The 25,974-nt window shown below is 44.3% G+C and carries 20 protein-coding genes; 10 read left to right on the top strand and 10 right to left on the bottom strand.

Features of this window, described 5'->3' with window-relative positions; all coding sequences use genetic code 11:
• Positions 1-4: 4 nt before the first annotated feature.
• The 3 genes from ileS to murJ form a co-directional block, all read right to left on the bottom strand.
• Positions 5-2,827: an isoleucine--tRNA ligase gene (gene ileS, locus L5M40_RS20660; RefSeq protein ID WP_263175558.1), complete on the bottom strand. Its 2,823-nt coding sequence runs from the start codon at positions 2,825-2,827 to the stop codon at positions 5-7.
• Positions 2,828-2,859: 32 nt separating this feature from the next.
• Positions 2,860-3,795 carry a bifunctional riboflavin kinase/FAD synthetase gene (ribF, locus tag L5M40_RS20655; RefSeq protein WP_105249940.1) on the bottom strand — a complete coding sequence of 312 codons (936 nt, stop codon included), beginning with the start codon at positions 3,793-3,795 and terminating at the stop codon, positions 2,860-2,862.
• Between the two features lie 65 nt (positions 3,796-3,860).
• Complete coding sequence (gene murJ, locus L5M40_RS20650; RefSeq protein WP_105249941.1) at positions 3,861-5,420, bottom strand: murein biosynthesis integral membrane protein MurJ; 1,560 nt, start codon at positions 5,418-5,420, stop codon at positions 3,861-3,863.
• A 252-nt stretch (positions 5,421-5,672) separates the two neighbouring features.
• Between murJ and rpsT the strand changes: the two genes are divergently transcribed.
• Complete coding sequence (gene rpsT, locus L5M40_RS20645; RefSeq protein WP_011790375.1) at positions 5,673-5,939, top strand: 30S ribosomal protein S20; 267 nt, start codon at positions 5,673-5,675, stop codon at positions 5,937-5,939.
• Positions 5,940-6,002: 63 nt separating this feature from the next.
• On the opposite strand, the gene L5M40_RS20640 is transcribed toward rpsT, so the two are convergent.
• Entirely contained in the window at positions 6,003-6,299 is a 297-nt protein-coding gene (locus L5M40_RS20640) for an ArsR/SmtB family transcription factor (RefSeq protein ID WP_006084975.1), read from the bottom strand.
• 136 nt (positions 6,300-6,435) lie between these two features.
• Between L5M40_RS20640 and L5M40_RS20635 the strand changes: the two genes are divergently transcribed.
• On the top strand, positions 6,436-7,839 hold the full coding sequence (locus L5M40_RS20635) for a M28 family metallopeptidase (RefSeq protein ID WP_263175559.1): 1,404 nt from the start codon (positions 6,436-6,438) through the stop codon (positions 7,837-7,839).
• A 65-nt stretch (positions 7,840-7,904) separates the two neighbouring features.
• On the opposite strand, the gene yaaA is transcribed toward L5M40_RS20635, so the two are convergent.
• Both yaaA and L5M40_RS20625 read right to left on the bottom strand, forming a co-directional pair.
• Complete coding sequence (gene yaaA / locus L5M40_RS20630; protein ID WP_263175560.1) at positions 7,905-8,678, bottom strand: peroxide stress protein YaaA; 774 nt, start codon at positions 8,676-8,678, stop codon at positions 7,905-7,907.
• A gap of 129 nt (positions 8,679-8,807) precedes the next feature.
• Positions 8,808-10,250 (bottom strand): alanine/glycine:cation symporter family protein, encoded by a 1,443-nt coding sequence (locus L5M40_RS20625; protein WP_028760928.1) that lies wholly within the window; start codon positions 10,248-10,250, stop codon positions 8,808-8,810.
• 428 nt (positions 10,251-10,678) lie between these two features.
• Between L5M40_RS20625 and L5M40_RS20620 the strand changes: the two genes are divergently transcribed.
• The 5 genes from L5M40_RS20620 to L5M40_RS20600 all read left to right on the top strand — a co-directional run bounded on the left by L5M40_RS20620 (position 10,679) and on the right by L5M40_RS20600 (position 17,659).
• Positions 10,679-13,045, top strand: a complete 2,367-nt coding sequence (locus L5M40_RS20620; RefSeq protein WP_105249944.1) for a phosphoketolase family protein — start codon at positions 10,679-10,681, stop codon at positions 13,043-13,045.
• A gap of 238 nt (positions 13,046-13,283) precedes the next feature.
• A complete protein-coding gene (locus L5M40_RS20615) occupies positions 13,284-14,393 on the top strand; it encodes an OmpA family protein (RefSeq protein ID WP_263257159.1) in 1,110 nt (369 codons plus the stop codon).
• Between the two features lie 250 nt (positions 14,394-14,643).
• Positions 14,644-15,600: a transaldolase gene (gene tal / locus L5M40_RS20610; protein WP_028760931.1), complete on the top strand. Its 957-nt coding sequence runs from the start codon at positions 14,644-14,646 to the stop codon at positions 15,598-15,600.
• Between the two features lie 19 nt (positions 15,601-15,619).
• On the top strand, positions 15,620-17,257 hold the full coding sequence (pgi, locus tag L5M40_RS20605; protein WP_219252934.1) for a glucose-6-phosphate isomerase: 1,638 nt from the start codon (positions 15,620-15,622) through the stop codon (positions 17,255-17,257).
• Positions 17,258-17,473: 216 nt separating this feature from the next.
• Positions 17,474-17,659, top strand: a complete 186-nt coding sequence (locus tag L5M40_RS20600; RefSeq protein ID WP_006080618.1) for a DUF3545 family protein — start codon at positions 17,474-17,476, stop codon at positions 17,657-17,659.
• 311 nt (positions 17,660-17,970) lie between these two features.
• Here the strand turns inward: L5M40_RS20600 and L5M40_RS20595 are convergent, their stop codons facing one another.
• The 4 genes from L5M40_RS20595 to L5M40_RS20580 all read right to left on the bottom strand — a co-directional run bounded on the left by L5M40_RS20595 (position 17,971) and on the right by L5M40_RS20580 (position 21,990).
• Positions 17,971-18,507 (bottom strand): hemerythrin domain-containing protein, encoded by a 537-nt coding sequence (locus L5M40_RS20595; protein WP_105249947.1) that lies wholly within the window; start codon positions 18,505-18,507, stop codon positions 17,971-17,973.
• A 236-nt stretch (positions 18,508-18,743) separates the two neighbouring features.
• Positions 18,744-19,475, bottom strand: a complete 732-nt coding sequence (locus L5M40_RS20590; protein ID WP_263174636.1) for a hypothetical protein — start codon at positions 19,473-19,475, stop codon at positions 18,744-18,746.
• Positions 19,468-20,073, bottom strand: coding sequence for a sigma-70 family RNA polymerase sigma factor (locus L5M40_RS20585; RefSeq protein WP_105249949.1), 606 nt, complete (start codon positions 20,071-20,073; stop codon positions 19,468-19,470). The genes L5M40_RS20590 and L5M40_RS20585 overlap by 8 nt, the downstream gene beginning before the upstream one ends.
• Positions 20,074-20,118: 45 nt before the next feature.
• Entirely contained in the window at positions 20,119-21,990 is a 1,872-nt protein-coding gene (locus L5M40_RS20580) for a vWA domain-containing protein (RefSeq protein WP_263175563.1), read from the bottom strand.
• A 232-nt stretch (positions 21,991-22,222) separates the two neighbouring features.
• Between L5M40_RS20580 and dauA the strand changes: the two genes are divergently transcribed.
• The 3 genes from dauA to purK all read left to right on the top strand — a co-directional run bounded on the left by dauA (position 22,223) and on the right by purK (position 25,858).
• Positions 22,223-23,986: a C4-dicarboxylic acid transporter DauA gene (dauA, locus tag L5M40_RS20575; RefSeq protein ID WP_131525266.1), complete on the top strand. Its 1,764-nt coding sequence runs from the start codon at positions 22,223-22,225 to the stop codon at positions 23,984-23,986.
• Between the two features lie 277 nt (positions 23,987-24,263).
• Positions 24,264-24,755 carry a 5-(carboxyamino)imidazole ribonucleotide mutase gene (gene purE, locus L5M40_RS20570; protein ID WP_263175564.1) on the top strand — a complete coding sequence of 164 codons (492 nt, stop codon included), beginning with the start codon at positions 24,264-24,266 and terminating at the stop codon, positions 24,753-24,755.
• Complete coding sequence (purK, locus tag L5M40_RS20565) at positions 24,755-25,858, top strand: 5-(carboxyamino)imidazole ribonucleotide synthase (protein WP_219252929.1); 1,104 nt, start codon at positions 24,755-24,757, stop codon at positions 25,856-25,858. Before purE ends, purK begins: the two co-directional genes overlap by 1 nt.
• The last annotated feature ends 116 nt before the right edge of the window (positions 25,859-25,974 follow it).

Here is a 25,974-nt window from a genome sequence, read left to right as displayed (position 1 = left end):
TCCTTTACGCAAACTGACGAACTTCGCCGTCACCTTCAATATTGGTTACGCAGCGAGTACAAAGTGTTGGGTGAGCCTCAATAGTGCCAACCTCTTCTCTGTGGTGCCAACAACGCTCACATTTCTCAGCAGTGCTTGAAGCAACCACTAATTTCAGTGATGCCAACTCAGTCTCAACCGCTTCCAATGTCGCATCGGCTAAAGGCAATACTTTGGCTTCAGAGGTCAATAACACAAATCTTAGCTCATCGCCGATATGGGTTAATTGCTCAGTCAAGGTAGCATCCGCAAACAAGGTCACTTCAGCTTCTAATGAGCCACCGATACGTTTGTCGCGGCGAGCTTGTTCAATCACTTTGTTGACTTCATTACGCACGGTTAGCAACTGCTGCCAATAGTCATCGCTCAAATCAGTCGCTAAGGTGACTGATTTCAAGCCTTGATACCATTCTTGGGTAAAGACATAAGCATCACGCTCGCCAGGCAGTAATTGCCATACTTCGTCAGCAGTGAAGCTTAGAATTGGCGCAATCCAACGCACCATGGCCTCAGAGATCAGATACAGCGCCGATTGACAACTACGGCGCGCATGGCCTTCTTGCTTAGCCGTATATTGGCGATCTTTAATGATATCCAAATAGAAACTGCCTAACTCAACCGAGCAGAACTGCATCAGTTTTTGAGTCACTATATGGAAGTTATATTGATCATAGGCTTCGATGATTTCCTGTTGCAGCGCAGCGGCACGGCGAACAACCCAACGATCTAACGCCACCATATCTTCAACGGCCACTAAATCCTTAGCGGGCTCGAAACCGTTTAAGTTGGCTAATAAGAAACGCGCAGTGTTGCGAATACGACGATAGGCATCCGCGCTGCGATTTAAGATTTCGTCAGAAACCGTCATCTCACCGCTGTAATCTGTTGCCGCAACCCATAAACGCAGAATATCGGCGCCTAATTTGTTAGTTACCGTTTGTGGTGCAATGACGTTACCGATAGATTTTGACATCTTGCGGCCTTTACCATCGACGGTAAAACCATGGGTAAGCACTTGCTTATACGGTGCTTTGCCATTCATTGCGGTTGAAATCATCAAAGATGACATAAACCAACCGCGATGTTGATCGCTACCTTCAAGATACAAGTCAACACCGTGTCCGTGGAATTCAGGACGTGCGGCTACCACTGATGAGAAGGTTGAACCTGAGTCGAACCAAACATCTAAGGTATCGGTTACTTTACGGTATTGTTCCGCTTCATCACCCAGCAATTCTGCGGTATCAAGATCCCACCAAGCTTGGATACCCTGCTGTTCGATACGATTCGCCACGCGTTCCATCAGCGACACGCTATCAGGATGCAACTCTTCGGTTTCTCGGTTCACAAACAGCGTGATAGGCACACCCCAAGTACGTTGGCGTGAGATACACCAGTCAGGGCGGTTTTCAACCATTTTTTCGATACGACTTTGGCCCCAATCAGGGATCCATTGAGTCTGCTCGATTTCTTTCAATGCTTGCGTACGTAGACCGTGGTTATCCATAGAGATGAACCACTGCGGTGTCGCGCGGAATATAATTGGTGTTTTGTGGCGCCAGCAATGTGGGTAGCTGTGACGGTAAGCCACGTGATTCAGCAAGGCACCTTTTTCTCTCAGCAAAGCTACGACGTTATCGTTAGCTTTAAAAACATGTTGCCCAGCAAAATACTCAGTATCAGGCTTGTATACACCGTTGTCGCCAACAGGGTTTGCGACTTCTAAGCCGTACTTTTGACCAACAACAAAGTCGTCTTGACCGTGACCAGGGGCAGTATGAACGATACCGGTACCCGCATCAGTAGTGACGTGATCACCTAAAATTGCAGGCACATCAAAATCCAAGAACGGGTGATTAAAGCGGACAAGCTCAAGCGCGGCGCCTTTGGTTGTACCAAGCACAGTATGGCTTTCGATGTTATAGCGAGTCAGGCAAGATTCAACCAAGACTTCAGCTAAAATAAGCGCTTGCGTCACACCGTCTTTTTCGAATTCGACTAAGCTGTAATCCAGCTCAGGACTCAAAGACAAGGCGCGGTTCGCTGGTAGCGTCCATGGCGTGGTCGTCCAAATTACCATAGAGACAGGATGTGAGTAATCGCTTACCCCAAACTTAGCCGCAACAGCTTTGCTATCGGCAGCAACAAACGCCACATCGATAGCGGGTGATGTTTTGTCTTCGTATTCCACTTCAGCTTCAGCTAAGGCAGAACCGCAATCAGTACACCAATGCACAGGTTTGACGCCTTTATGTAAGTGACCACTCTCAATCACTTTCGATAAAGAACGAACGATATTAGCTTCCGTTGAAAAATCCATCGTTAAGTACGGATTTTGCCAATCACCCAGCACACCTAAGCGGATAAAGTCTTCACGTTGACCGTTAACTTGCTCTACAGCGTATTTACGGCATTCTTCACGGAATTCTGCCGCAGAGATTTTTTGACCTGGCTTACCCACTTTTTGCTCAACTTTCAGCTCAATAGGCAAACCATGGCAATCCCAACCTGGTACATAAGGCGCGTCAAAACCAGACATGGTTTTTGACTTAACAATAATGTCCTTGAGGATTTTATTAACTGAGTGACCAATATGAATACTGCCATTCGCATACGGCGGGCCGTCATGCAAAATGAAGGGAGTACGGCCAATTCGGCTATCACGGATCTGTTGATACAAACCGTCTTTTGTCCAGCGCTCTAACATCTCTGGCTCGCGATTTGCCAAATTACCACGCATCGGAAACTCTGTTTCCGGCAAATTCAAAGTAAATTTATAGTCGCTCATTGATCCTATACCGTTAATTAAACTGATAAATTTCAGCCTGCATCATTACCAAATAAAGCTCTGGCTTCATTTGCATCATTTAAAATCTGTTTTTTTAGCGCATCCAATGAGTCAAAAGGTTGCTCATCTCGGAGTTTAGCCACCAACTCGACTTCAACATGTTTGCCGTAAATGTCACCTTCAAAATCAAAAAGATGCACCTCAAGCTGACACACTTGACCGTTCACTGTCGGGCGAAACCCAATATTGGCTACGCCCTCATAAATATCGCTGTTATCCCAATAACATTTAACCGCAAACACACCGCGAACCGGCACAACATTGCGCTTTAAGGCGATATTCGCGGTGGGAAAACCAATTGTGCGGCCAATTTTTTGTCCATGCGCTACACGACCACTCAAGGTAAAAGGATGTCCTAATAGGCGTCTCGCCTGTTCAAGATTGCCCTTTGCCAATTGTTCACGCACAGCAGTCGAGCTCACTCTTTGCGAGCCCAGCATAAAACTTTGAGTGCTGACCACAGTAAATCCATATTGGATACCCGCCTGCACTAGCATTTCAAAATTGCCTTTACGGCCTTGACCAAAACAAAAATCATCACCGACGACGAGGTATTTGACACCCAGTTTGCGGACCAACAATTCTTCAATAAAATGCTCTGCAGGTTGATTAGCAAAAGTGCGATTAAAGTTAACACACACTAACCGCTCAACCCCGAGTTCATCGAGTAAAATGACTTTATCACGTAATAAACTTAAACGAGCCGGCGCGTTGTCACCGCTAAACAATTCTTGCGGCTGAGGTTCAAACGTCATTAATGTCGATGGCAGCGATAACTGCTTCGCCTTCTGCACTAAGTTCGCAATCACCTGCGCATGACCACGATGGACGCCGTCAAAATTACCTATAGTCAATACACACCCGTGGTGGGATGACAAAATGTTATGTATACCGCGGATTAATTCCATAACGTTAGACAACTGCCAAGCGCAAATCGGCTGATTATATAACAGCTAGCGATGAGAATCAGCAATCAAGCTCCCCGTTTAATTGACCAAGGACGAATTCCGAGCAAAAGCAGACACAATAAGTAACTGACTGCCCCAACTAAAATTAAGCCTATCAAGGCTTTCGCACGATCGAACAAATGCCAATCTAACCAAATTTGTTGTGAAGGCAAAAAGTAATACAAGACTACCACCATCAAGGCTGTAGAGACCACGGCTTTAGCAAAAAACACCATAGTCGGCCTAGAAACACGATAAACGCCAGCTAAATGCAAGCCTCGGTATAGTAATGTGGCGTTAAGCAATGCTGACATCGAAGTCGCAATCGCCAGTCCAACATACCCAAAAGGAATAGCAAACAGCAAGTTAAAGCCCATGTTTGTGATCATGGCAATAATGCCATAACGCACAGGTGTTTTGGTATCTTGACGAGAGTAATAGCCAGGAGCAAGCACCTTAATCAGCATAAAGCTAAGCAAACCACTGCCATAAGCCATCAAACTATAGGAAGCCATTTCAACATCATGCAATGAAAAAGCACCGCGCATAAATAATACCATCAACATAGGCTTTGCGAGCACGATCAATCCCATCATAGCCGGTAGACCTAGCAGTAGAATCGCTTTAATCCCCCAATCCATCGTCTTGCCAAAGCCCGCACCTTCGTCATTCACATGGTTTCGTGACAGCGCAGGTAAAATCACAGTAGCAATCGCGATCCCAAACAATCCTAAGGGAAATTCGAGTAAACGGTCGGCATAATAGAGCCAACTTATTGAACCCGTCATCAAAAAACTGGCGATAAATGTATCAAATAGCAGGTTAATCTGTGAGACAGACACGCCAAACAATGCTGGGATCATCAAAGTTCTGATTTTCACCACGCCCGGGTGATGCCAGCCCCAAGAAGGCTTGACGAGCGCATTTTCACGCAATAAAAAGGGAATTTGAAATAGGAACTGAATCAAACCACCACAAAAAACGCCCCAAGCCAAGGTAATCTCAGGCTGGGTCGATGTAGGCGCATAGAAAATAGCCGCCGCAATAATTGCCACATTGAGAAATACAGGTGTAAAAGCCGATACCGCAAAACGGCCTCGGGTATTTAAAATTGAGCCCGCTAATGCCGTAAATGTGATAAACCACAGATAAGGAAAAGTAATTTTAAGCACAACGGTAGCGAGTTCAAATTTAGCACCATCTGGCTCGTTGTTAAGCCAAGCGATAAACCAACCACCACCGAATAAAGCTGACAACACAGGTGATGCAACCACCCCCAAAAGGGTCACTATTGTCACTAGTAAACCTAATGTGCCCGCAACTTTACTCAATAAATCACGAGTCTCTTCTGCAGTATGTTTCTCTTGGTACTCAGTTAAAACAGGTACAAACGCCTGTGCAAAAGCCCCTTCAGCAAACAAACGACGTAAAAAATTAGGAATTTTATTTGCAAAGAAAAACACATCAGCACTTGTCCCAGCGCCCATCAAATTAGCAACAACCACATCCCTAACTAGACCTAAAACTCGGGATATCAATGTCATAGCACTAACAATCAGGCCAGATTTTAATAATTTTCTACTCAAACGTCCCCCAGACCCATATCGAATTGATTAGGTGATACATCTCAAAAAATCGATTCAGGCTCTGTCACACTGCGGTAATAGCTGCTAGAATTGCGCCACATATTACACGAGTTGGGTCGAAGATAGCCAAGGCAGGTTGGATTAATTTATCTTTATGATGAATATTCAATCATAGTCATTGACAAAGTGACTAAATGCAGGCATATTCCTCGGCCTTTAAAAGTATCAAATCCAGTTTTTAGGAGTTGCACCTTGGCTAATAGCAAGTCTGCAAAGAAGCGCGCGCTTCAATCTGAAAAGCGTCGTCAGCATAACGCCAGCCGTCGCTCAATGTTACGTACATACGTTAAAAAAGTAATCGCTGCAATTAAAGCAGGCGATCACAAAACAGCAACAGAAGCTTTTGCTGTTGCACAACCAATCGTTGACCGTATGGCGACTAAAGGTCTTATTCACAAGAATAAAGCCGCTCGTCAAAAGGCACGTTTGAACGCTAAGATCAAAGCAATCGCTGCTTAATCTATAACATAGCAAATGAAAAAAACCGGCAATTGCCGGTTTTTTTATATCTGAAAAACACTATTAATGACAATAAATGTTGTTCAATAAGTGAATCATCTCCCGTACTTCATCACTCTTGAGTGAATAAAATACCGTTTGCGCTTCTTTGCGTGTGGTTACTAAATTATCTTTGCGTAACCAAGCAAGATGTTGTGATAGTGCCGATTGACTTAAGCCTAATTTTTTATTCATTTCGCCAACGCACATTTCTCCTTCATTCAATAAATAACAAAGAATAAATAAACGGCGTTCGTTCGCGAGTGCCTTTAATAGCACTACGGCATGATCGGCTCGCTCCTGCATTAATTCAATATTCATTACGCACTTTCTCTCCTAAAACTAACCCCTGCGCTAATATAGCGTCGCCTTACGGATATAGTCGGGACATAAAGCACACTTTTTGCTAGATTGTTTTTAAAAATGGGACATGCTTAATAAAAATAAAGGAAATCTAATGAAGCCCTATCAAACTACACTTCTCTCGAGTCTTTTAATCGGGAGTTTAAGTGCGTGCCAAACTCAAGTAGAAACTGCCCCTAGTGAAGTCATTCAATTACAACAGGCAGCATTATCTTCGCAATTAAGCTATGACTTAGTCGAATCACTCACGGTTGAAGTGGGTCCAAGACTTGCAGGTAGTCCAAAGGATATCCTCGCCGTTAACTGGGCGATAAATAAACTGACCAGCCTTGGTTTTGACCGTGTTTATAAAGAAGCCGTACAAGTGCCAATTTGGGAGCGCGGTGAAGCCAAAGCCAAAATCACCGTCCCTGTAGAACAGCCGTTGGTCATTACTGCGCTTGGTGGCAGTATTGCGACTCCTGCTGGAGGTATACAAGCTAAAATCGCGCGCTTTGATAGCCTAGAGGCATTACAACAAGCCAAGCCTGAAGAGGTGCAAGGTAAGATTGTTTTTATTGACCAAAAAACAGAGCGCCATATCACTGGTGAAGGTTATGGTAAAAGCGTTGGTGGCCGCTCGAAAGGGGCAGTCGCTGCAGCACAAAAAGGGGCAGTTGCTATCGTGATCCGCTCCATTGGCACAGATCATGACCGCATGGCCCACACTGGCATCATGCGCTACCAAGATGGCGTGCCTAAGATCCCCGCGGCTGCCATGTCAAATCCCGATGCTGATTTGGTTGGTGCATTGCTAAAACGCGATCCTAATGCCCTGCTCGAATTGCATATGTCGCCAAAAAACTTAGGTTTTAATACTTCCTACAATGTCATTGCCGAAGTAACGGGCAGTAGTAAGCCCAATGAAATAGTGCTCATTGGTGCTCATTTAGATTCCTGGGATGAAGGTACTGGCGCGATTGATGATGGCGCTGGTGTCGCCATTGTGGCGGCTGCAGCCAAGCATATCCAAGATCTCCCCATAAAACCCGCTCGCACTGTTAGAGTCGTGCTATATGCCGCTGAAGAAGTTGGGCTCGTTGGCGGTAAAGCGTATGCAGAGGCTCATAAAGCTGAATTACCGCTGCACTACATAGCTGCAGAGTCTGATTTTGGAGCCGGCAGAATTTATCAAATCGATACTAAAGTGAATGAGAACATATTCACAGAAGTGCAGCAGGCGCTCAGCCCTATGTCATTCAATGGCGTTGCACTGGGCAATAACCAAGCTTCTGGTGGGCCAGACGTATCGATGCTCCCCGCCTTAGGTGTTCCAGTTGCATCTCTGAGGCAAGATGGCCACGATTATTTCGATTACCATCACACACCGAATGATACCTTAGATAAAATCGACCCTGCCGCATTGGCTCAAAACGTCGCCGCCTACGCACAATTTGCTTATATCATGGCAAATTCAACGGTGACATTAACGCCTTTAGTCACTCAATCTGAAAAATAGGCCATCAATGATATAGAGAACAGCATTAGCTGTTCTCTATCAATTAACATCTTATCGATATTTCGCTATTGCTCTTCACGTAAAAACGTTGGATTTGTTGGGGAACTCTGCTCTTCACTATAATAATAACCAGCAACATTAAATGCTTTTAATTCATCTAAAGTGTCAATTTGATACGTAATGAGATATCTCGCCATCATGCCTCTAGCACGCTTAGCAAAAAAACTGATCACTTTATATTGACCATTTTTACAATCTTTAAATATGGGTGAAATTAATTGCCCTTGAAGTTTTTTAGGCTTTATTGCTTTGAAATATTCATTAGATGCAAGATTGACAATAATATCACTACTCGTTTCCGCGAGCGTTTTATTTACCGCTTGTGTTAATGTCTCTCCCCAAAACTCATATAGGTTTTTACCTTTAGGATTAGAAAGCGCCGTGCCCATTTCTAAACGATAAGGCATAATTAAATCCAGCGGTCTGAGCAAACCGTAAAGTCCAGATAAAATACGTAGTTGTGACTGAGTTCGAGCAATTTCATCTTCAGACAATGTATCAGCATCAAAGCCAGTATACACATCGCCTCTAAAAGCAAAAATGGCCTGTTTTGCATTATCTAAACTAAAATCAGGCTGCCACTCCCCAAAACGTGCCGCATTTAAACCCGCAATCTTATCGCTCACCTTCATTAAAGTGGCGATATCTGTAGGGGTCAATTGCCGACACTCTTGGATCAACTCCTGACTATAAATTAAAAAATCAGGTTGTGAATACACCTGCGTCAGTGGCGACTGTTCAAAATCTAAGGTCTTCGCCGGCGAAACCAATATCAACATCAAAAACTCCCAACAGAAACAAAAATACATGCCTATGATACTGAACGAGCATAAAAAAACCACGCTTTAACAGCGTGGTCTTTTCGATTACAACAATCAGTAATGCCTATTGTCGATGCACTAGGCTAACTAAAGCTTTTTAGCCGGCACGAGACTGGTATCTTGCCAAATATCGTCATCAAGCTGATCCATCAACTCAGGAAATTTACTACGATCGAATTCTGGAGTCTTACCCGCTTTGATCTGTTCGCGATAATCATTGATAACGCGAATTGCCAGACCCGATAATAGTAATAGAGCAACAATGTTTACCGTCGCCATCAACCCCATCGAAACGTCAGCCAAGTTCCACACTAAACTTATCTTAGCGACGGCACCAAACATGACCATGCCAAGCACACACAAACGGAATAAAGGCAGTGCTTTGGTACTATTTCCCATTAAATACATCACATTTGTTTCAGCGTATGAGTAATTGGCTATGATGGATGTAAAGCAGAATAAGAAAATAGCCACCGCAATAAATGCGCCACCCCAGTCGCCAACATGTGCAGACATGGCATTAATGGTTAATCGAATCCCATCATCACTCGAGCCAATATCCCCTGATAGCAGGATTATCGCAGCCGTTGCAGTACAGATAACGATAGTATCCGCAAACACGCCCATCATCTGCACAAAACCTTGGGATGCTGGATGATTAGGGTTAGGCGATGCACTTGCCGCGACATTCGCCGCACTGCCCATGCCCGCTTCGTTCGAGAAAAGTCCGCGAGCAATACCCGCTTGCATTGCCTGCGCGACAGTATAAGCCACGCCGCCAGCGGCAGCCTCTTGCCAACCAAAAGCACTTTTCACAATTAAGCTAATAATCGCAGGTAATTGTTCTAGGTTAAAAATAACGATAATGAAGGCTACAAGAATGTAGGCTAAGGCCATAATGGGGACAAGAAATTCAGATACTCGCGCGACTTTACGTAGACCACCGACAATCACAAATCCACTGGCAATCACTAGCCCAATCCCTACATAGGTTGGATTAAAACCAAATACTCGCTCCATGGCACCGGTAATAGTGTTAGCTTGTACTGCATTGAATACTAAACCAAAAGCAATGATCAAAAAGACAGCAAATAAAATGCCCATCCATTTCTGACCCAATCCTTTTTCCATGTAGTAGGAAGGACCACCGCGGAACTGGCCATTATGATCTCGGACTTTATAAACCTGCGCTAAGGTTGATTCAACCATAGCAGTCGCCATACCTAAAATAGCGATAAGCCACATCCAAAATACTGCACCTGGACCCGCTGCACCAATAGCAACAGCAACACCGGCCATATTACCAGCACCGACACGGGCTGCCATACTCGTACAAAAGACTTGAAATGAAGAAAGACCGCTATCGCAACCTTGCCGACTCATGGTCATAACTTTGATGGAATGTTTAAAGTGGGTTAACTGAATAAAGGCAAGTCTAATGGTGAAATAGAGACCAGCTCCTACTAGTCCATATACTAACAACTTACCCCAAAGTAGCGCATTCAAAAAATTAACTATGGTTTCTAACATATTATTTTACTTCTTCCCGTAGCAAATGCTCCTCTAATTGCAATTAAAGGTACAACATCTGTGGTGAATGAATCCTTCCAAGTTAAAGGTAAGAATTTCGGTAGATTTATTTTTTCAAATTATCCTTCCGTGAATTTACAACATCACGGCTACCGAATTCAACGCAGCAAAATAGCACAGTATTCGAAATTGCTCATGTGATCAAGCTCGCGTTTGCACAGTTAAACGTCATTGATATCACGTCTTACAACACTAGCTAAGCTACTGTTAAAGCTAGATTAACAAAAGGTCTAAGTTGCGCTATTATTTTTAACAGCAAAAACAACTTTTAAAATTTGGATGTAGGGCACATTTTTGTAATAAAACTACAAATATAGTAACCCCATAGAAACTTCAATCATCTCTTGTTTGTTTTAGTGAGGCTTAACATGACACAAATACATGAAATCAATGCTCTGAAAAAGTACGTCAGAGCGACAAACTTTCTTGCGACCTCGCAAATTTACCTCAAACAAAACGTCTTACATAAACGTCCACTTGCCCATACTGATATCAAGCCACGTTTACTTGGCCATTGGGGTACCTGCCCAGGTATTAACTTTGTCTATGCCAACATTAACCGCTTGATAGTGAAGCATAACCGCTCTTTTATCTATTTAGTCGGTCCAGGCCATGGTTTTCCCGCTGTACAAGCAAACTTATTCATTGAAGGCTCTTTAAGTCATTTCTACCCAGAAACTATTCCCTACAATGAAACTGGCATCGAAGATATTTGTAAGAAGTTTTCTGCCGCTTATGGTTATCCTTCACATGCAAACCCTGAAGCACCAGGACAAATTCTTGAAGGTGGCGAATTAGGCTACTCACTCTCAGTAGGCTGGGGGGCAGTATTAGATAATCCAGATCTGATCGCAACCGTCTTAATTGGTGACGGCGAAGCAGAAACGGGACCATTAGCCGCATCTTGGTATGCAAACCGCTTAGTTTCACCAGCGACCAGCGGTGCAGTATTGCCAATTGTGCATATTAACGGCTATAAGATTTCCGGTCCTACCCGCATGGGACGTATGAGCCATGAAGAACTGGATCTTGAATTCCGTGGTCTTGGCTATTTCCCCATCATAGTTGATAACGAATTAGAAGAAGATATCTATGTGCAGATGACAAATGCCATGGATACCGCTTATACCATGATCAATGACATTCAACGTCGAGCACGCAGTGGCGAAGATGTAGTTAAACCAAAATGGCCAGTCATTTTAATGCGTACAGCCAAAGGTTGGACTGGTGTCAGTGAATATAAAGGTAAGAAATTAGAAGGTAACTGCGAATCGCATCAAGTAATCGTCAATAAATGTGCTACTGATAAGGGCCATTTAGATGCACTGGATAATTGGCTTGCCAGTTACGACTTCCAAGAACTCTATCAAATGAATGAAAAAGGCGAACTGATTTTTGATGCCGACATTTGTTCATTAATCCCACCCAAGCAACTTGCCTGTGGCCGCCAACATTTAACCTATGGTGGAGAAGTTGTTAGAGCATTAACCAATCCAGATCTTGAAAAACTCAGCTATGGCCCAGAAGTACCGCGTGGTCAACGTGGCTATTCAATGTTAAAAATGGGCGAATGGATGCGTGATGCATTCAAGTTAAACCGCGACCAACGTAATCTACGTATCTTTAGCCCTGACGAAACCTATTCAAATCAACTACAAGCTGTATTTGAAGAAACCGATCGTGCATGGCAGTGGCCAATTGAGAGTTGGGATGAAGATATGTCCCGTGAAGGTCGAGTCATTGAACTGCTTTCTGAAAACTTACTTTTTGGCATGCTACATGGTTACACAGTAACAGGCCGCCACGGCATGCTACCCACCTACGAAGCATTCTCACAAGTTATCTCATCGATGGCCGATCAGTACTGTAAATATGTCTACGCCAGCCAAGGCGTACATTTCCGTAAGCCACTGCCAGCCTGTAATGTCGTATTATCTTCATTACTTGAGCGCCAAGATCATAATGGCTATTCACATCAAAACCCATCTTTCCTTGGGGCTATGCTGGAGAAACATCCAAAAATAATCTCGGCTTACTTACCCGCAGATGCCAACAGCACATTGGTTTATACAGAGCGAGCCTTCGCAGACCGTGACAAACTCAATATTCTGGTTGCAGGTAAAAAAGAGTTACCACAATGGCTAAGCTTGGAAGAAGCGCGTAAACAAACAAAAGACGGCGTAATGGTGTGGGATTTTGCCTCAGATGAGAATCCCGATATTGTGCTGGCAGGTTGTGGAGATTATGTCACTCAAGAATGTATGGCTTCTCTAGTATTAATCAGAGAACTCCTTCCAAGAGTGAAAATCCGCTTCGTTAGTGTCACTGAATTAAGCAGTGATGGCTTAGGTAGCCGTAAATTTAAAGAAAAACCTTGGTTAATGGACGAAATATTTACTCAAGATAAAGGCGTGGTATTCAACTACCATGGTTACCCAAATACAATCAAAAAGTTAATTTTTGATTACAAAGGCAGCCGTCGCTTCAGAATTAAAGGCTACGAAGAAGAAGGTTCAACAACAACGCCATTTGATATGGGTGTTCGTAACGGTACATCACGCTATCACCTTGTAATTGATATGGCTTACAAGCTGTTCCAACAGGGCGTTATTGATGAAACTATGCACGTCTCTATCACCACTGATATGCTGCAAAGATTAGTTGACCACCGCAACTATATTAAAGCTAATGGTGTAGACCCAGTGGAAATCGAAAATTGGGTATGGACACGCTAATAGAAACATCTAATTAACATTAGATTGTAATTTAAAGGCATTCTTCGGAGTGCCTTTTTTGCATTAAAAATACCAGTTACAGAATGACAACCATTAAAAGGTTGATCTTAATACTGGAAAAAGTTAACAAACCAAGTGATAATTAACCGCTGGCTAAAATATCAAAGGATCCCCACACTAAGTGCTAGCAATGTTTTGCACAAAACCAGCAAAGCATATTGGTGGAGAATCATAATCAATGGACATAAATAAAATGATGAAGAACACATTAAAAGTAGTATTACTGACATCTCTGCTTCCACTCGCAGCCAGCGCATCTCAGGAACTTACACCTTGGTATGTTGGTGCCGGTTTAGGCGTTAATAACTATGAGCACGTTGCCACTCAGAACGGTGAAGACAGTCCATACGCTTGGGATGTTTTCGCAGGCTACATGTTCAACGATTACTTCGGTGCTGAAATCGGCTTCCGTGATTTAGGTAATACAGATTGGAACGCAGCGGGTATCAGCAATGATGCAAGCGTAAAAGGTTCTACACTTGGTCTAGTTGGTATTTGGCCACTAGCTAACCGCTGGAGCCTATCTGCTGAAGCTGGTGCAATGTACTATTCACTCGAAAACAGCCAAAACAATGGTGTAACTTCGAGCAAATACAGTACAAATGATTTTGCTCCATATTTAGGTGCTGGTGTTGGTTATAACTTCACTGACAACTTAAAATTACAAGCTAAATATCGTCGTTATGAAAACTTAAATGATGATTACAATATTGTTGAAGCTGATAGCAACTACTGGGGTCTAGAACTGAGCTACCGTTTCGGAACTCCAGTTGCAGCAGCTCCAGTTGCCGCAGCAGTCGTTGCAGCAGCACCTGTTGATTCTGACAACGATGGCGTTTACGACGACAAAGATCAATGTCCAGCAACACCAGCAACTCACAAAGTTGACTCTGTTGGCTGTACTATCTATGAAAACGTGAAGAACAAAGAAGACGTAGGTTCAATCCAGTTTGCTAACGATTCTGCTGTAGTTAAAAATGTTTACTACAAAGACATCGAAAGATTAGCTAACTATTTGAACAAAAACCCAGCTTTCACTGTTGAAATCGCAGGTCACGCCTCAAATGTAGGTAAACCAGAATACAACATGGAATTGTCTGACAAACGTGCTGACGCCGTTGCCAAGATTCTTGTAGAGAAATATGGTATCAGCGGAAGCCGCGTAACTTCTAACGGTTACGGTGTTACTCAGCCATTGGTTGCTGGTGATTCAAAAGAAGCTCACGCTGCGAACCGTCGCATCGAAGCTATCGTGACTACCACAACAAAACAACCTGTTCTGAAGTAATAGTACTTACTGAAGTAAAAAAGTCGCTGCTTGCAGCGACTTTTTGTTTTTGTGGGGTATACACTAGGACAAGCGACGCCCTCTACTGCAGCCAAGATGATAGCCCGTAGCTCGAGCCATACCTTAATAGACATAAAATTGTCATTTTTGTAATTTTTTTACATTCAAGGTTGGAAAAGTTGGCAAAATCGCTTCTAATAGTCATCAGTGAATTCCGAGTTAAAACTGCTACCTGAGAAGGATGTTTTTCATGGCCAATACATTAGAGCAACTCAAGTTATATACCACTATCGTCGCTGACACAGGCGACATCGAAGCGATTAAACGCTACCAACCTGAAGATGCGACCACTAATCCATCACTCATCTTGAAAGCGGCTCAAATTCCTGAATATGAATCCCTTATAGATAACGCTATCGACTGGGCAAAATCACAAAGTACCGATCTCGTGCAGCAACTTGATGATGCCAGCGACAAACTAGCGGTCAATATCGGCGTAGAAATACTGAAACTCGTTCCTGGCCGTATTTCAACTGAAGTTGATGCCCGTTTATCATTCGATAAAGAAAAATCAATCGCTAAAGCCCATAAATTGGTTCGCCTATATAAAGAAGCGGGTGTAGATAAATCACGCATTCTGATCAAACTTGCTTCAACTTGGGAAGGCATTTGTGCCGCTAAAGAGCTAGAGCAAGAAGGCATCAACTGCAACTTAACCCTACTATTTAGCTTTGCTCAAGCGCGTGCGTGTGCCGAAGCGGGTGCTTATCTCATTTCTCCTTTTGTAGGCCGCATACTTGATTGGTACAAAAAAGATACAGGTAAAGATTACAATGCCGTAAATGACCCTGGTGTCATTTCAGTGACTGAAATTTATAACTACTACAAACAACACGGTTTTGACACTGTTGTTATGGGTGCAAGTTTCCGTAATATCGGTGAAATTATTGAGCTAGCAGGTTGCGATCGTCTGACCATTGGCCCTTCTCTATTAGAAGAACTGGCTAATTCGCAAGTTGACATCACACCTAAACTGGTTGCAGCAACGACCACTGTCGCTGCAGAACCCCCATTGACTGAAGCACAATTCCGTTGGGACTTTAACCAAGATCCAATGGCGGTTGATAAGCTTGCCGAAGGCATTCGAAACTTTGCGATAGACCAAGGTAAGCTCGAAGTCATGCTCACGGCTAAGCTCGCGAACTAAGCACTCTGGAGACGGTGAAATGACACTCTTGACCCAAAGCTCAACATGGCAAGCTTTATCAGCACACAGTAAAAATGTTCCGCATATGCGGGAATTGTTTGCAACTGACGCGGCACGTTTCAATAAAATGTCGCTATCAGCCTGTGGTTTATTACTGGATTACTCTAAAAACAGAGCAACAGCGGAAACGCTGGATCTGTTATTTGCGTTGGCAAGCAATAGCCAACTTGAAGCAAAAATCAAAGCGATGTTTGCAGGTGAAATCATTAACACCACAGAGAAGCGCGCCGTACTGCACACAGCGCTTCGCAGTACTGCAGAACAATCGATTATTGCCGAGGGTCAAGACATAGTTCCTGAAGTTCAACAAACTCTAGATAAGATGCAAGGGTTTGTGAACTCAGTGACGTCAGGTCAATGGAAAGGTTACACAGGTAAAGCGATAACCGATATTGTAAGTATTGGTATTGGCGGCTCTTTCCTAGGCCCCAAAATCGTCTCTCAAGCGTTGCGCCCTTATTGGAACCCCGAATTAAATTGTCACTTTGTGGCAAACGTCGACGGGACTTCTATTAGTGAAAAGCTGAAGTTACTGGATCCTGAAACGACCTTGTTCATCATGTCATCCAAATCTTTCGGGACACAGGAAACCTTAACTAATACCCTCACCGCAAGAGACTGGTTCCTGGCGAAAGGCGGTTTGCAGTCTGATGTGGCAAAACACTTTGTCGCAGTCACTTCAAACGTAGCAAAAGCGACAGATTTTGGTATCGATGCAAACAATATTTTTCCTATGTGGGATTGGGTTGGTGGCCGTTACTCTCTCTGGTCAGCGATTGGCTTGCCGATTGCACTTTTGATCGGTATGGATAACTTCAGGGCTCTACTCACGGGTGCGCATCAGATGGATGAGCACTTCGCCACAGCGCCACTGACTGAGAATATGCCGGTTATCATGGGATTACTCTCCCTATGGTACGGAAACTTCTTTAATGCTCAGTCCCATGTCGTATTAACCTACGATCATTATCTGCGAGGCCTACCCGCTTACTTCCAGCAGCTCGATATGGAAAGTAACGGTAAGTCAGTCACCTTAAATGGTACTGATGTTGACTACAGCACAGGTCCCGTCATTTGGGGGGGCGAAGGCACTAATGGCCAACATGCCTACCACCAGCTATTACATCAAGGTACCGCACTGATCCCTGCCGATTTCATTATGCCGCTGCAAAGCCATAATCCTATCGGTGAGCACCATGACCAATTAGCGTCAAACTGCTTCGGTCAAACCCAGGCCTTAATGCAAGGTCGTACTTTTGATGAAGCTTTAGCCGAACTTGCTAATAGCGCATTATCCGCCACAGAGAAGCAGCTGATCGCTCAACATAAAGTCATGCCTGGTAACAAGCCGAGCAATACCTTACTTATGGATAAGCTCACACCAAGTACCCTAGGCGCTTTAATTGCCTTGTATGAACATAGAACATTCGTTCAAGGTGCTATTTGGGATATCAACTCCTTCGATCAATGGGGTGTAGAACTCGGTAAGAATCTCGGTAACGATGTGTTAGCACGCATTGGCGCAGAGCAAGATTCCGATGCTTTAGATGCCTCAAGCAACGCATTGATTAACCTTTATCGACAAGGCAAAATCTAATCGAACAAAAAGCCAGCAATTGCTGGCTTTTTAATTCTACCCCGTTCTTTTTATTAAATTTTCCTACTTAACTCCGCTCTACTTCTGCATATAACATCAATGACATATCACTCAAAGTTCATTTCAACTTAACACAAATGAAACATAATTCTTGCACCCTGTTTTAAAAATATGTTATTTAATCGCTGACAAAACATACAACAACAGGAGGTTGCCATGGATCGTTTAGATTATGGTTGTGCGCTAGATGAAGTCGTTGAAAGACCCGATCGTTCGCGAGGCTCCAATAAAAAGCGTAAATGGCGTGAGATCGAAGCGTTAAAAGATAAGCATCGTTTGCTCAAAGAACTCCAAGAAATCGATAATAACTTTAACTACGATATTGATGCTATCCAGTTGTAATTACATGTTTATATGAGCTAGTTATCATTTCAAACATGAATAGAAAAGCGCCCTTCGGCGCTTTTTTTATTTACAACTATTGGAGCAAACAGAATATAAGCGGGATATAGTCTTACGGGCAGGAATTTTAAAAAATAAATCAACAACAGTAGCTTACGATGGCACCGAACATCATCGACTCCGATAATACTTTACAAATCCCAACCAACTTTGGCTCACGAGACATCGCCGCCAGAATCAAAAATGTGCTCCTCAGCCGTATAAAAACACCAGCTTAAGCCGACAACATGGGCCCAATAAACTAAAGAGTATTAGTCAGACGCTGTGAGATAAACCCGTAAATCTTCAAATTCTTTCTGCTCTCGGTCAAGAAACAAAGGATCATCGATCAGCGATTTCTGACACTCTAACTCAATAACTTGCCAATCTTGCTCAGTTAAACTTTTGGCTAACAAAGGAAATATTTCCCGTTCCTCCATCTGCATATGTCGCTCTTGCAATGCGACATACTCTGCAAAATCAACAATCAGTTTCTCGCGTGCAACCACAATATCACTGAGGATCAAGTTTAAAGTCGCCATCAAGGTGGCCGAGGATTGGATCACCGACTCATGTTCGGCACTCAATTTATCGATAGTATCGTTCGTTTTATGGGCTAGGTAGTAGGCATAAATAATGTCTTCAATGGGATGATGGCAACGTTCAGCATATCCTTGCATATATTCAACAATATCGCGCACGACGCTGAAGTTGATTGACTCACCTTCGGATAGTTTCATCTGCTTGTTTTTTAAAACATTTAGCAATACAGCTATATGTTTATGATCATGCATGAGTCTTTTAAGCATAATGCCTCCTGAATATGGGTCTGACTATTGATACTAGCCAAGTCGTGAACTAACACCAATATAACAGGCTAAAACCTGTTCACTTTATGATGTTGATCAAGTAAATCACATACCAAACAGTAAACAGACCACAAACATTAGCACGTCTCGGCATATTTCAGGGAAATTTAGCTGTTTATCTCACCACTTTGCGATTTCTAATCACTTTTTTATTCGTAAATACCACAACCACATAGTCATTTGGCAAGCTGATGTAATTGCTGTTGTAGCTTTTTAAACTCAAGTCTTAATACTTGCTGCGATTCGATTAGCTGCGCTTCATCGACATCCTTAACTGCAAGATACGGGTAATCCTTGAGCAGTTTTTGTTCCAGCACGAATGCTTGCTCAGTCTCCTTCGCTTCGATAAGGACTTGTAACCGATGTAAATACTCAGTCAATGACACTTGATTGATTTCAGCAGACTCAGATAATTTTGGTGCATTCATAGACCTTGCAGCGATAGCGGGGCTAATTGCATCCTGCTGCTCAGTTGCTCCCAATGCGGCTTTAGCTTGCTGCATTTCCGTCTGTCTTTTATGTTCAGCCACGGCTTCTGTTTGCATTTTTAAAGATTGCATCGCTTCAGTATCAGCCATTCTTGCCATCATTTGTGGCGCGGGGGCACTCATCACCATAGGACTTGGAACAAGTGTATCTTCGACTTGAGGTCGATTCAGCACCAGCAGACCAACAACAAGCACTAACGATGCCGCGCTCGATAACACCCAAGGATGGCGTCGCCAGACAGAACTTGGCGCTTCAACGGCGGTTATTTTGCTTTGATGCATTTCAGCTAAGTGAGTTTGCGCCAGCTGTAAGATATCTTGATCGAGTTGCTGCGGTGGAACCTCTAAGGCCTGCTGGCGATACCAAGCCAGCACTTCCTGTTGTAATGCGCGCTCATCAGCACTTGAAGAATTACTCATGACCCGCCTCCTGCCATTTCGCGCTGACACAATCTTTTAGGCTTTGGTAAGCATAACGAATACGGCTTTTAGTCGCTTCTAAGGTCACGCCCGCAATGTCGCTAATGATGGCAGCCGTAAAACCCATTTCAATATTCAGGATAAATGCCTCTTTCTGAACTTGGGGTAACAGTGCGATACAGGTCTTTAGCAATAAGCTCTTTTGCGCTTCTTGCCACTGCACATCGGGCTTATCTTGCTCACCCGCCACAAAAGTATCGAGTCCTGCATCATCTTCATCAGTAGCGACTAAATCCACGGGCTTAACCGCCCGAACATGATCAATCAATAAGTTATGAGCGATACGATACAACCAGGTAGTAAACTTAGCACTGGCTTCATAGTTAGCCGCAGCGCGGATCACCCGCCCCCAGGTTTCTTGATACAAATCTTCAGCTAACTGCTTATCACCTAACTGGCGTACAAAATAGCGATAGAGTGCACCTTTGTGCTTCAGGTATAACTGTTCAAATGCTTTTGAATCGCCCTTGGCATAGCACAACATCAATTGCTCATCTGAGTGCTCATGGTTTGATAATTGCGCTATTGCTAATGCCACGGGAAATTCCTCATCATTGGGGTTAGCCCCACGAATTTACTTTTACTATTGTAATCTCTCATTGCGCGTATTGCTCTTGTCTCTCACTGGCTCGCCATGAAGCTTATCTTGGGGAGGAAAAGGTTTATCCGTACCATCGAATACCTTCTTAATCGGCACATGACTAGATTGCTCTATGGCCGCGGCGGTTTCCATTAATTGCACAAACTCATGGCGATATCCAAAAGGATCGTCCCCTAATGCCGAACGTGCTAACTGGCTTAACTTAGTATAATCAAATTGATGTAGATAATGGCTGCCATTCAGTAATTGCCCTAATCCTGCAACCGCTGCTGCAAATCTAAAATCATCACTCGCTTGTTCTAACAGCTTAACATTTTGGTCTAACCTGATGGGATAGCTCAGTAACTGACTCTGTGTTTGCTCTGGCAGCTTGTATCTCAGTTTAAGGAAAGCGATTTCTTCACGGCTGTATTTTTCTTGCCCCGTTTGAGCATCAACGCCATATCTGAGTTTATCATTCGCCATCTGCCCTGCTTCAACATATCTTAATTCATATAAGGCAGTCACTGTATGACCCGCGCCAATTTCGCCCGCATCCACCTTATCGTTGTTGAAATCCTCCCGTGCTAAAGCACGATTCTCATAACCGATTAGACGATACTCAGACACTAAGGCCGGATTAAACTCCACTTGCACTTTGACGTCTTTAGCAATAGTGAACAAGCTTGAACTTAACTCGTCCACCAGCACTTTTCGAGCTTCATTCAGGGTATCGATATAGGCATAGTTGCCATTGCCCTTATTCGCTAATTGCTCCATGAGTTGATCGTTGTAATTTCCCAAACCGAACCCTAAGGTTGTCAGGCCAATACCATGATCTTTTTCCTTCTCAATCAAGGCAATCAAATCATCAAAATCTGTCATACCAACGTTGAAATCACCATCCGTCGCGAGGATGACTCGATTAATACCATGGGGGATAAAATGCTTTTTCGCCAATTGATAGGCTTGTGTGATTCCTTGCCCACCATTGGTTGAACCACCTGCGCTCAATTGCTCTAACGCATAGGTTAAAGTTTGAGTGTCATTCCCCGACGCGCCATCGAGCACTACACCAGCAGCCCCTGCATAAACCACAATAGAGACTTTATCCTGCGCGCTTAATTGCGCCGTCAGCAACTTGAGTGCAGTTTGCAGTAAAGGCAATTTATCGGCAGATGCCATAGAACCTGACACATCGAGCAAAAAGACTAAGTTACTCGCGCCTAATTGAGATTTAGGTAAGTCATATCCTTTAAGACCAATCCGTAACAGCATCATGTCATCGTTATAAGGGGATGGAGCAAGCTCTGTCGTAACGCTAAACGGCGCGGCATTTTTAGCAGGTAAGGGATAATCGTAGGAAAAATAATTGAGCATTTCCTCAACTCTGACAGTGCCTTTCTCAGGCAAGCGCCCTTCCCTAAGCATCCGCCTTAAGGTGGCATAACTGCCAGTATCGACATCGATGGAAAAAGTCGATACTGGGATTTCTCCTGCCACCATGATGCCATTTTGCACCAGCGGCTCGAATTTATTTTGTGCTAACGGAATCGCGGCATAGTCTGACGGCATTGGGGCTATGTTCATTCCCATCACTGCACCATGGGTAGACATTTGCATCGGCGCCGCGACTCTGGCCATCTCAATCTGAGTAGCATCACGCATTTCAGCACGGCGCAGTGACACTTCTTTATGACTCTGTTCGGCTTGCAGCTCCGCTTGTCGTTGTTGAGCCTCAGAGCCTTTAACGCCACAGGCCGTTAAACTCAGCATGACTAAGAATAAAGCTGCGCTATTGCTCGCCGATATGCTGACGCTTCCCCAAGATAATAAGGAATGTGCAATGGTTTTCTGGGAGTATATTGTTTTCATGTTGAATGCCTTTGATGTTGACCTAAGGCTGTAAACGGCGCAAATGACTAAAAGGGTTAAAGTATCAAAATATTTTACAAACCACTCTTAAATGAGAATCAAACAGCCTCCAAGCACACTATTTATACAAAACAAAGTATTTTCAATCGTTTTTGCAATCAAGCTCACACTGCGTCTTGTATCAGGTCACTAAAATAGAAGCTTGTTACTCGCCTCGCTATGGGACCCACTCGTGTCACACTCAGCTCATTTGTTTTCCCTAAGAATCGCCCACGCACTCACAGAAGCTTGCGTGAAGGATAAGTATTCGTTTAAACGTTTTGGGCAAGATCTTCTTGCAGGTCTCACTGTCGGCATTATTGCCATACCGTTAGCAATGGCATTAGCCATTGCCAGTGGAGTTGCACCTCAATACGGTTTATACACTGCGATTGTCGGCGGTTTTATTATCGCCATATCTGGCGGCTCACGTTATAGCGTGTCAGGCCCGACAGCGGCATTCGTAGTATTGCTCTATCCGATAGCCCAACAGTTTGGTTTAGCAGGATTATTAATCGCGACTGTGATGTCCGGAATGATACTCGTCGGCATGGCAATGCTGCGACTTGGCCGATTAATTTTGTATATCCCTGAATCCGTCACCTTAGGCTTTACCGCGGGGATAGGTGTCGTCATCGCTACCTTGCAGCTCAAAGATTTTTTCGGACTCGAGATAGCCCAGATGCCAGAGCAATATCTGGCTAAGTTGATGACATTAGCTCAAGCGCTACCCTCGGTGCATTTACCTAGCCTACTGGTAGCATCCGCGACCTTAGCGACTATGCTACTTTGGCCAAAACTCAAAACACCCGTGCCAGCACACCTTCCGGCAATCATACTCGGCACTATGTTCGCCTTGGTTCTCAATGCCATGGGTGCAGATATAGAAACCATAGGAACCCGTTTTCACTATCAACTGAGTGATGGCACCACAGGCATGGGAATTCCTGCCGTATTACCCAGTTTCGAATGGCCTTGGCTGCAAGCTGGCGCGAATGGCCAAGCGTTTCAGTTTAATCTCGCGACCTTTCAAGCCTTATTACCTGCCGCCTTTGCCATTGCCATGTTAGGCGCAATTGAATCGCTACTTTGTGCAGTGGTGCTCGATGGCATGACAGGTAAACGCCACAGTGCCAACAGTGAATTACTAGGGCAAGGTATAGGTAATATCATCACGCCGTTTTTTGGTGGTATTCCGGCCACTGCAGCAATTGCCCGTAGCGCGGCAAACGTCAAAGCGGGCGCTCAGAGCCCGATAGCGGCCATGATCCACGCCATAGTAGTCTTAATTGGTTTAGTAGCCTTAGCGGGCGTATTAGCTTATTTGCCCATGTCAGCCATGGCAGCCCTGCTACTTGTTGTGGCTTGGAACATGAGTGAAGCCCACAAAGCGCTGCATTTAATTAAAACTGCGCCCACCAGCGATATCATGGTTTTTGTCAGTTGTTTTTCATTAACGGTTATTTTCGACATGGTGATCGCCATCAGTGTAGGAATTATCCTTGCTGCCTTGCTGTTTATGAAAGAAATTGCTGAGATGACAAAGCTTTACGATATCAGCACCAACAAGCGTTATGTGGATCAAGAGCTACCTGCCGATTGGGCTGTCCTCAAAATTAACGGGCCGCTATTTTTCGCTGCTGCTGACCGCATTTTCTCCGAAATCGCGAGTCTCACCGAAGATAAACAAGTGATAGTGCTTTATCTCGATGGAGTATCTATTCTGGATGCGGGAGGATTAGCCGCACTGACGAAGCTGATTGAAAAATGCAAAGCGAATAAGACTAAGCTCATTATCGCCGATCTGCAGTTCCAGCCCATCCGAACGCTGGCAAGAGCCAAGATCCAGCCAATTGAAGGTGTATTGAAGTTTTACTCGACCCTACGTGAAGCCATGACAGAAGCGCCAGTCATCACTCAGCAAACAGAAATCACTACGGATAAGCAAATACTGTAAACCTTGCAACCCAATATCAGCTGCTTATCACTGCAAACTAACGCCAAAGGCCAAAGGCCAACCTCAGTGTTGGTCTTTTTTATTGCTCCATCACCTCACCTATTCATCGCCGCGAAAGACGTTTTTTCACACGCAAAAACGGGCAGAAATCGCTAGGATCATGGTATTATTCAGCGCCATGATGCTAGCTACCGGTGACGGCGAGACAAGCATCAACTGTACCTAGACCTGAAACAAGGTCAAAATATAATTAAAATTAGTGAGTTAAGGAGTTATCATGCAAGCCCTTGTTGCTGTTGTTATGGGTTCTAAAAGTGATTGGCCCACGATGGAAGCCGCCGCTGAGATAATGGATAAACTGCAAGTGCCTTATCATGTTGAAGTGGTTTCCGCCCATAGAACGCCAGATAAACTCATGGAGTTTGCAGCCTCTGCCGCCGAACGTGGTTTTAAAATCATCATTGGTGGCGCTGGTGGTGCAGCGCACTTACCCGGTATGATTGCCTCTAAAACTCGCTTACCCGTATTAGGTGTACCAGTCCAAAGTAAAGCCCTATCCGGCATGGATAGCTTATTATCCATCGTTCAAATGCCAAAAGGCATCGCCGTCGGCACCTTAGCCATAGGTACAGCGGGCGCATTCAATGCGGGATTATTGGCCTGCCAAATCCTTGCGAATAACGATGCAGAATTAGCGGCTCGTGTTGACACTTTCAGAGAAGAACAGACCCGTGCGGTATTGGACAATCCAGACCCGAGGGAAGCCTAATGACCCAGACAAACACTAAACCTAAGGTTTGGGTATTAGGTAATGGTCAGCTGGGCGCCATGTTGACCCACGCTGGTGAGCCATTAGCGATTGAAGTTAACGCCGTCGATATCATGACGCCTTCGGATGACATTCTGCCACTCGCGCCCCACGACATTATTACCGCCGAGCGCGAACAGTGGCCAGAGTCCGCCCTGAGTTTACAACTCAGCTCACACCCCCATTTTGTTAATGGTCCGGTATTTAGCCGTTTAGCCGACCGTTTTAGCCAAAAGAGTCTACTCGACCAGCTCAACGTTCCCACGGCGCCTTGGACCTTAGTCGACGATAACACCCAAGTCGATACCCTGTATCAGCACTATGGTCCTAGAGTCTTGATGAAACGCCGTACTGGGGGTTATGACGGTAAAGGTCAACATTGGCTAAAAGAAGCCGAAGCGGGTGATATTCCAAACGATTGGCGTAACCTTGCGATTGCTGAGCAAGCGATTAATTTTGATGAAGAAGTATCATTGGTTGGCGTGCGTACTCGCAAAGGCGAATGTGTGTTTTATCCGCTGACGCTGAACTTACATCAGGACGGCATTTTAATGGCGTCGATTTCGCCACTAGCACGCTTAACCCCCTTGCAAGCCCAAGCCGAAACTATGCTCAGCGTTATTATGCACGAGCTTGAATACGTTGGCGTAATGGCAATGGAATGCTTCCGTGTTGGCGATGAGTTACTGGTGAATGAGCTGGCGCCGCGAGTGCACAACTCTGGCCATTGGACTCAAGCCGGAACCCATATGGATCAATTCCAGCTGCATCTTAGAGCACTTTGCGGAATTGCGATCCCACAGCCACAAGTGAATTTTCAGTGTGTTATGGTCAACCTTATCGGTATCGATAATGACCCTCGCTGGTTAAGTTTGCCCAATGCTGAGTTGTACTGGTACAACAAAGAAGTTCGCCCGGGTCGTAAAGTCGGACATTTAAACCTATCAGTGCCAAATCAAACTGTGCTCAACCAGAGCATAGCCGCACTGCAAACTTGGATGCCAATCCAATACCAAGCACCATTAGCTTGGATATTGGCCGAATACGCAGAAAATTCGCGTTAATTCAGTATTTCGTACCAAAATCACTGATATGAAATTGTTCACAGTTTCATATCAGTTTATATTTCAATTTTCGTTATATACTTAACTGAACTCAGTGTGAATACGTTAGTGATGTA

The sequence above is a fragment of the Shewanella sp. SM68 genome (assembly GCF_025653925.1).
Taxonomy (GTDB): domain Bacteria; phylum Pseudomonadota; class Gammaproteobacteria; order Enterobacterales; family Shewanellaceae; genus Shewanella; species Shewanella oncorhynchi.
This window is presented reverse-complemented; position numbering and strand designations above follow the sequence as displayed.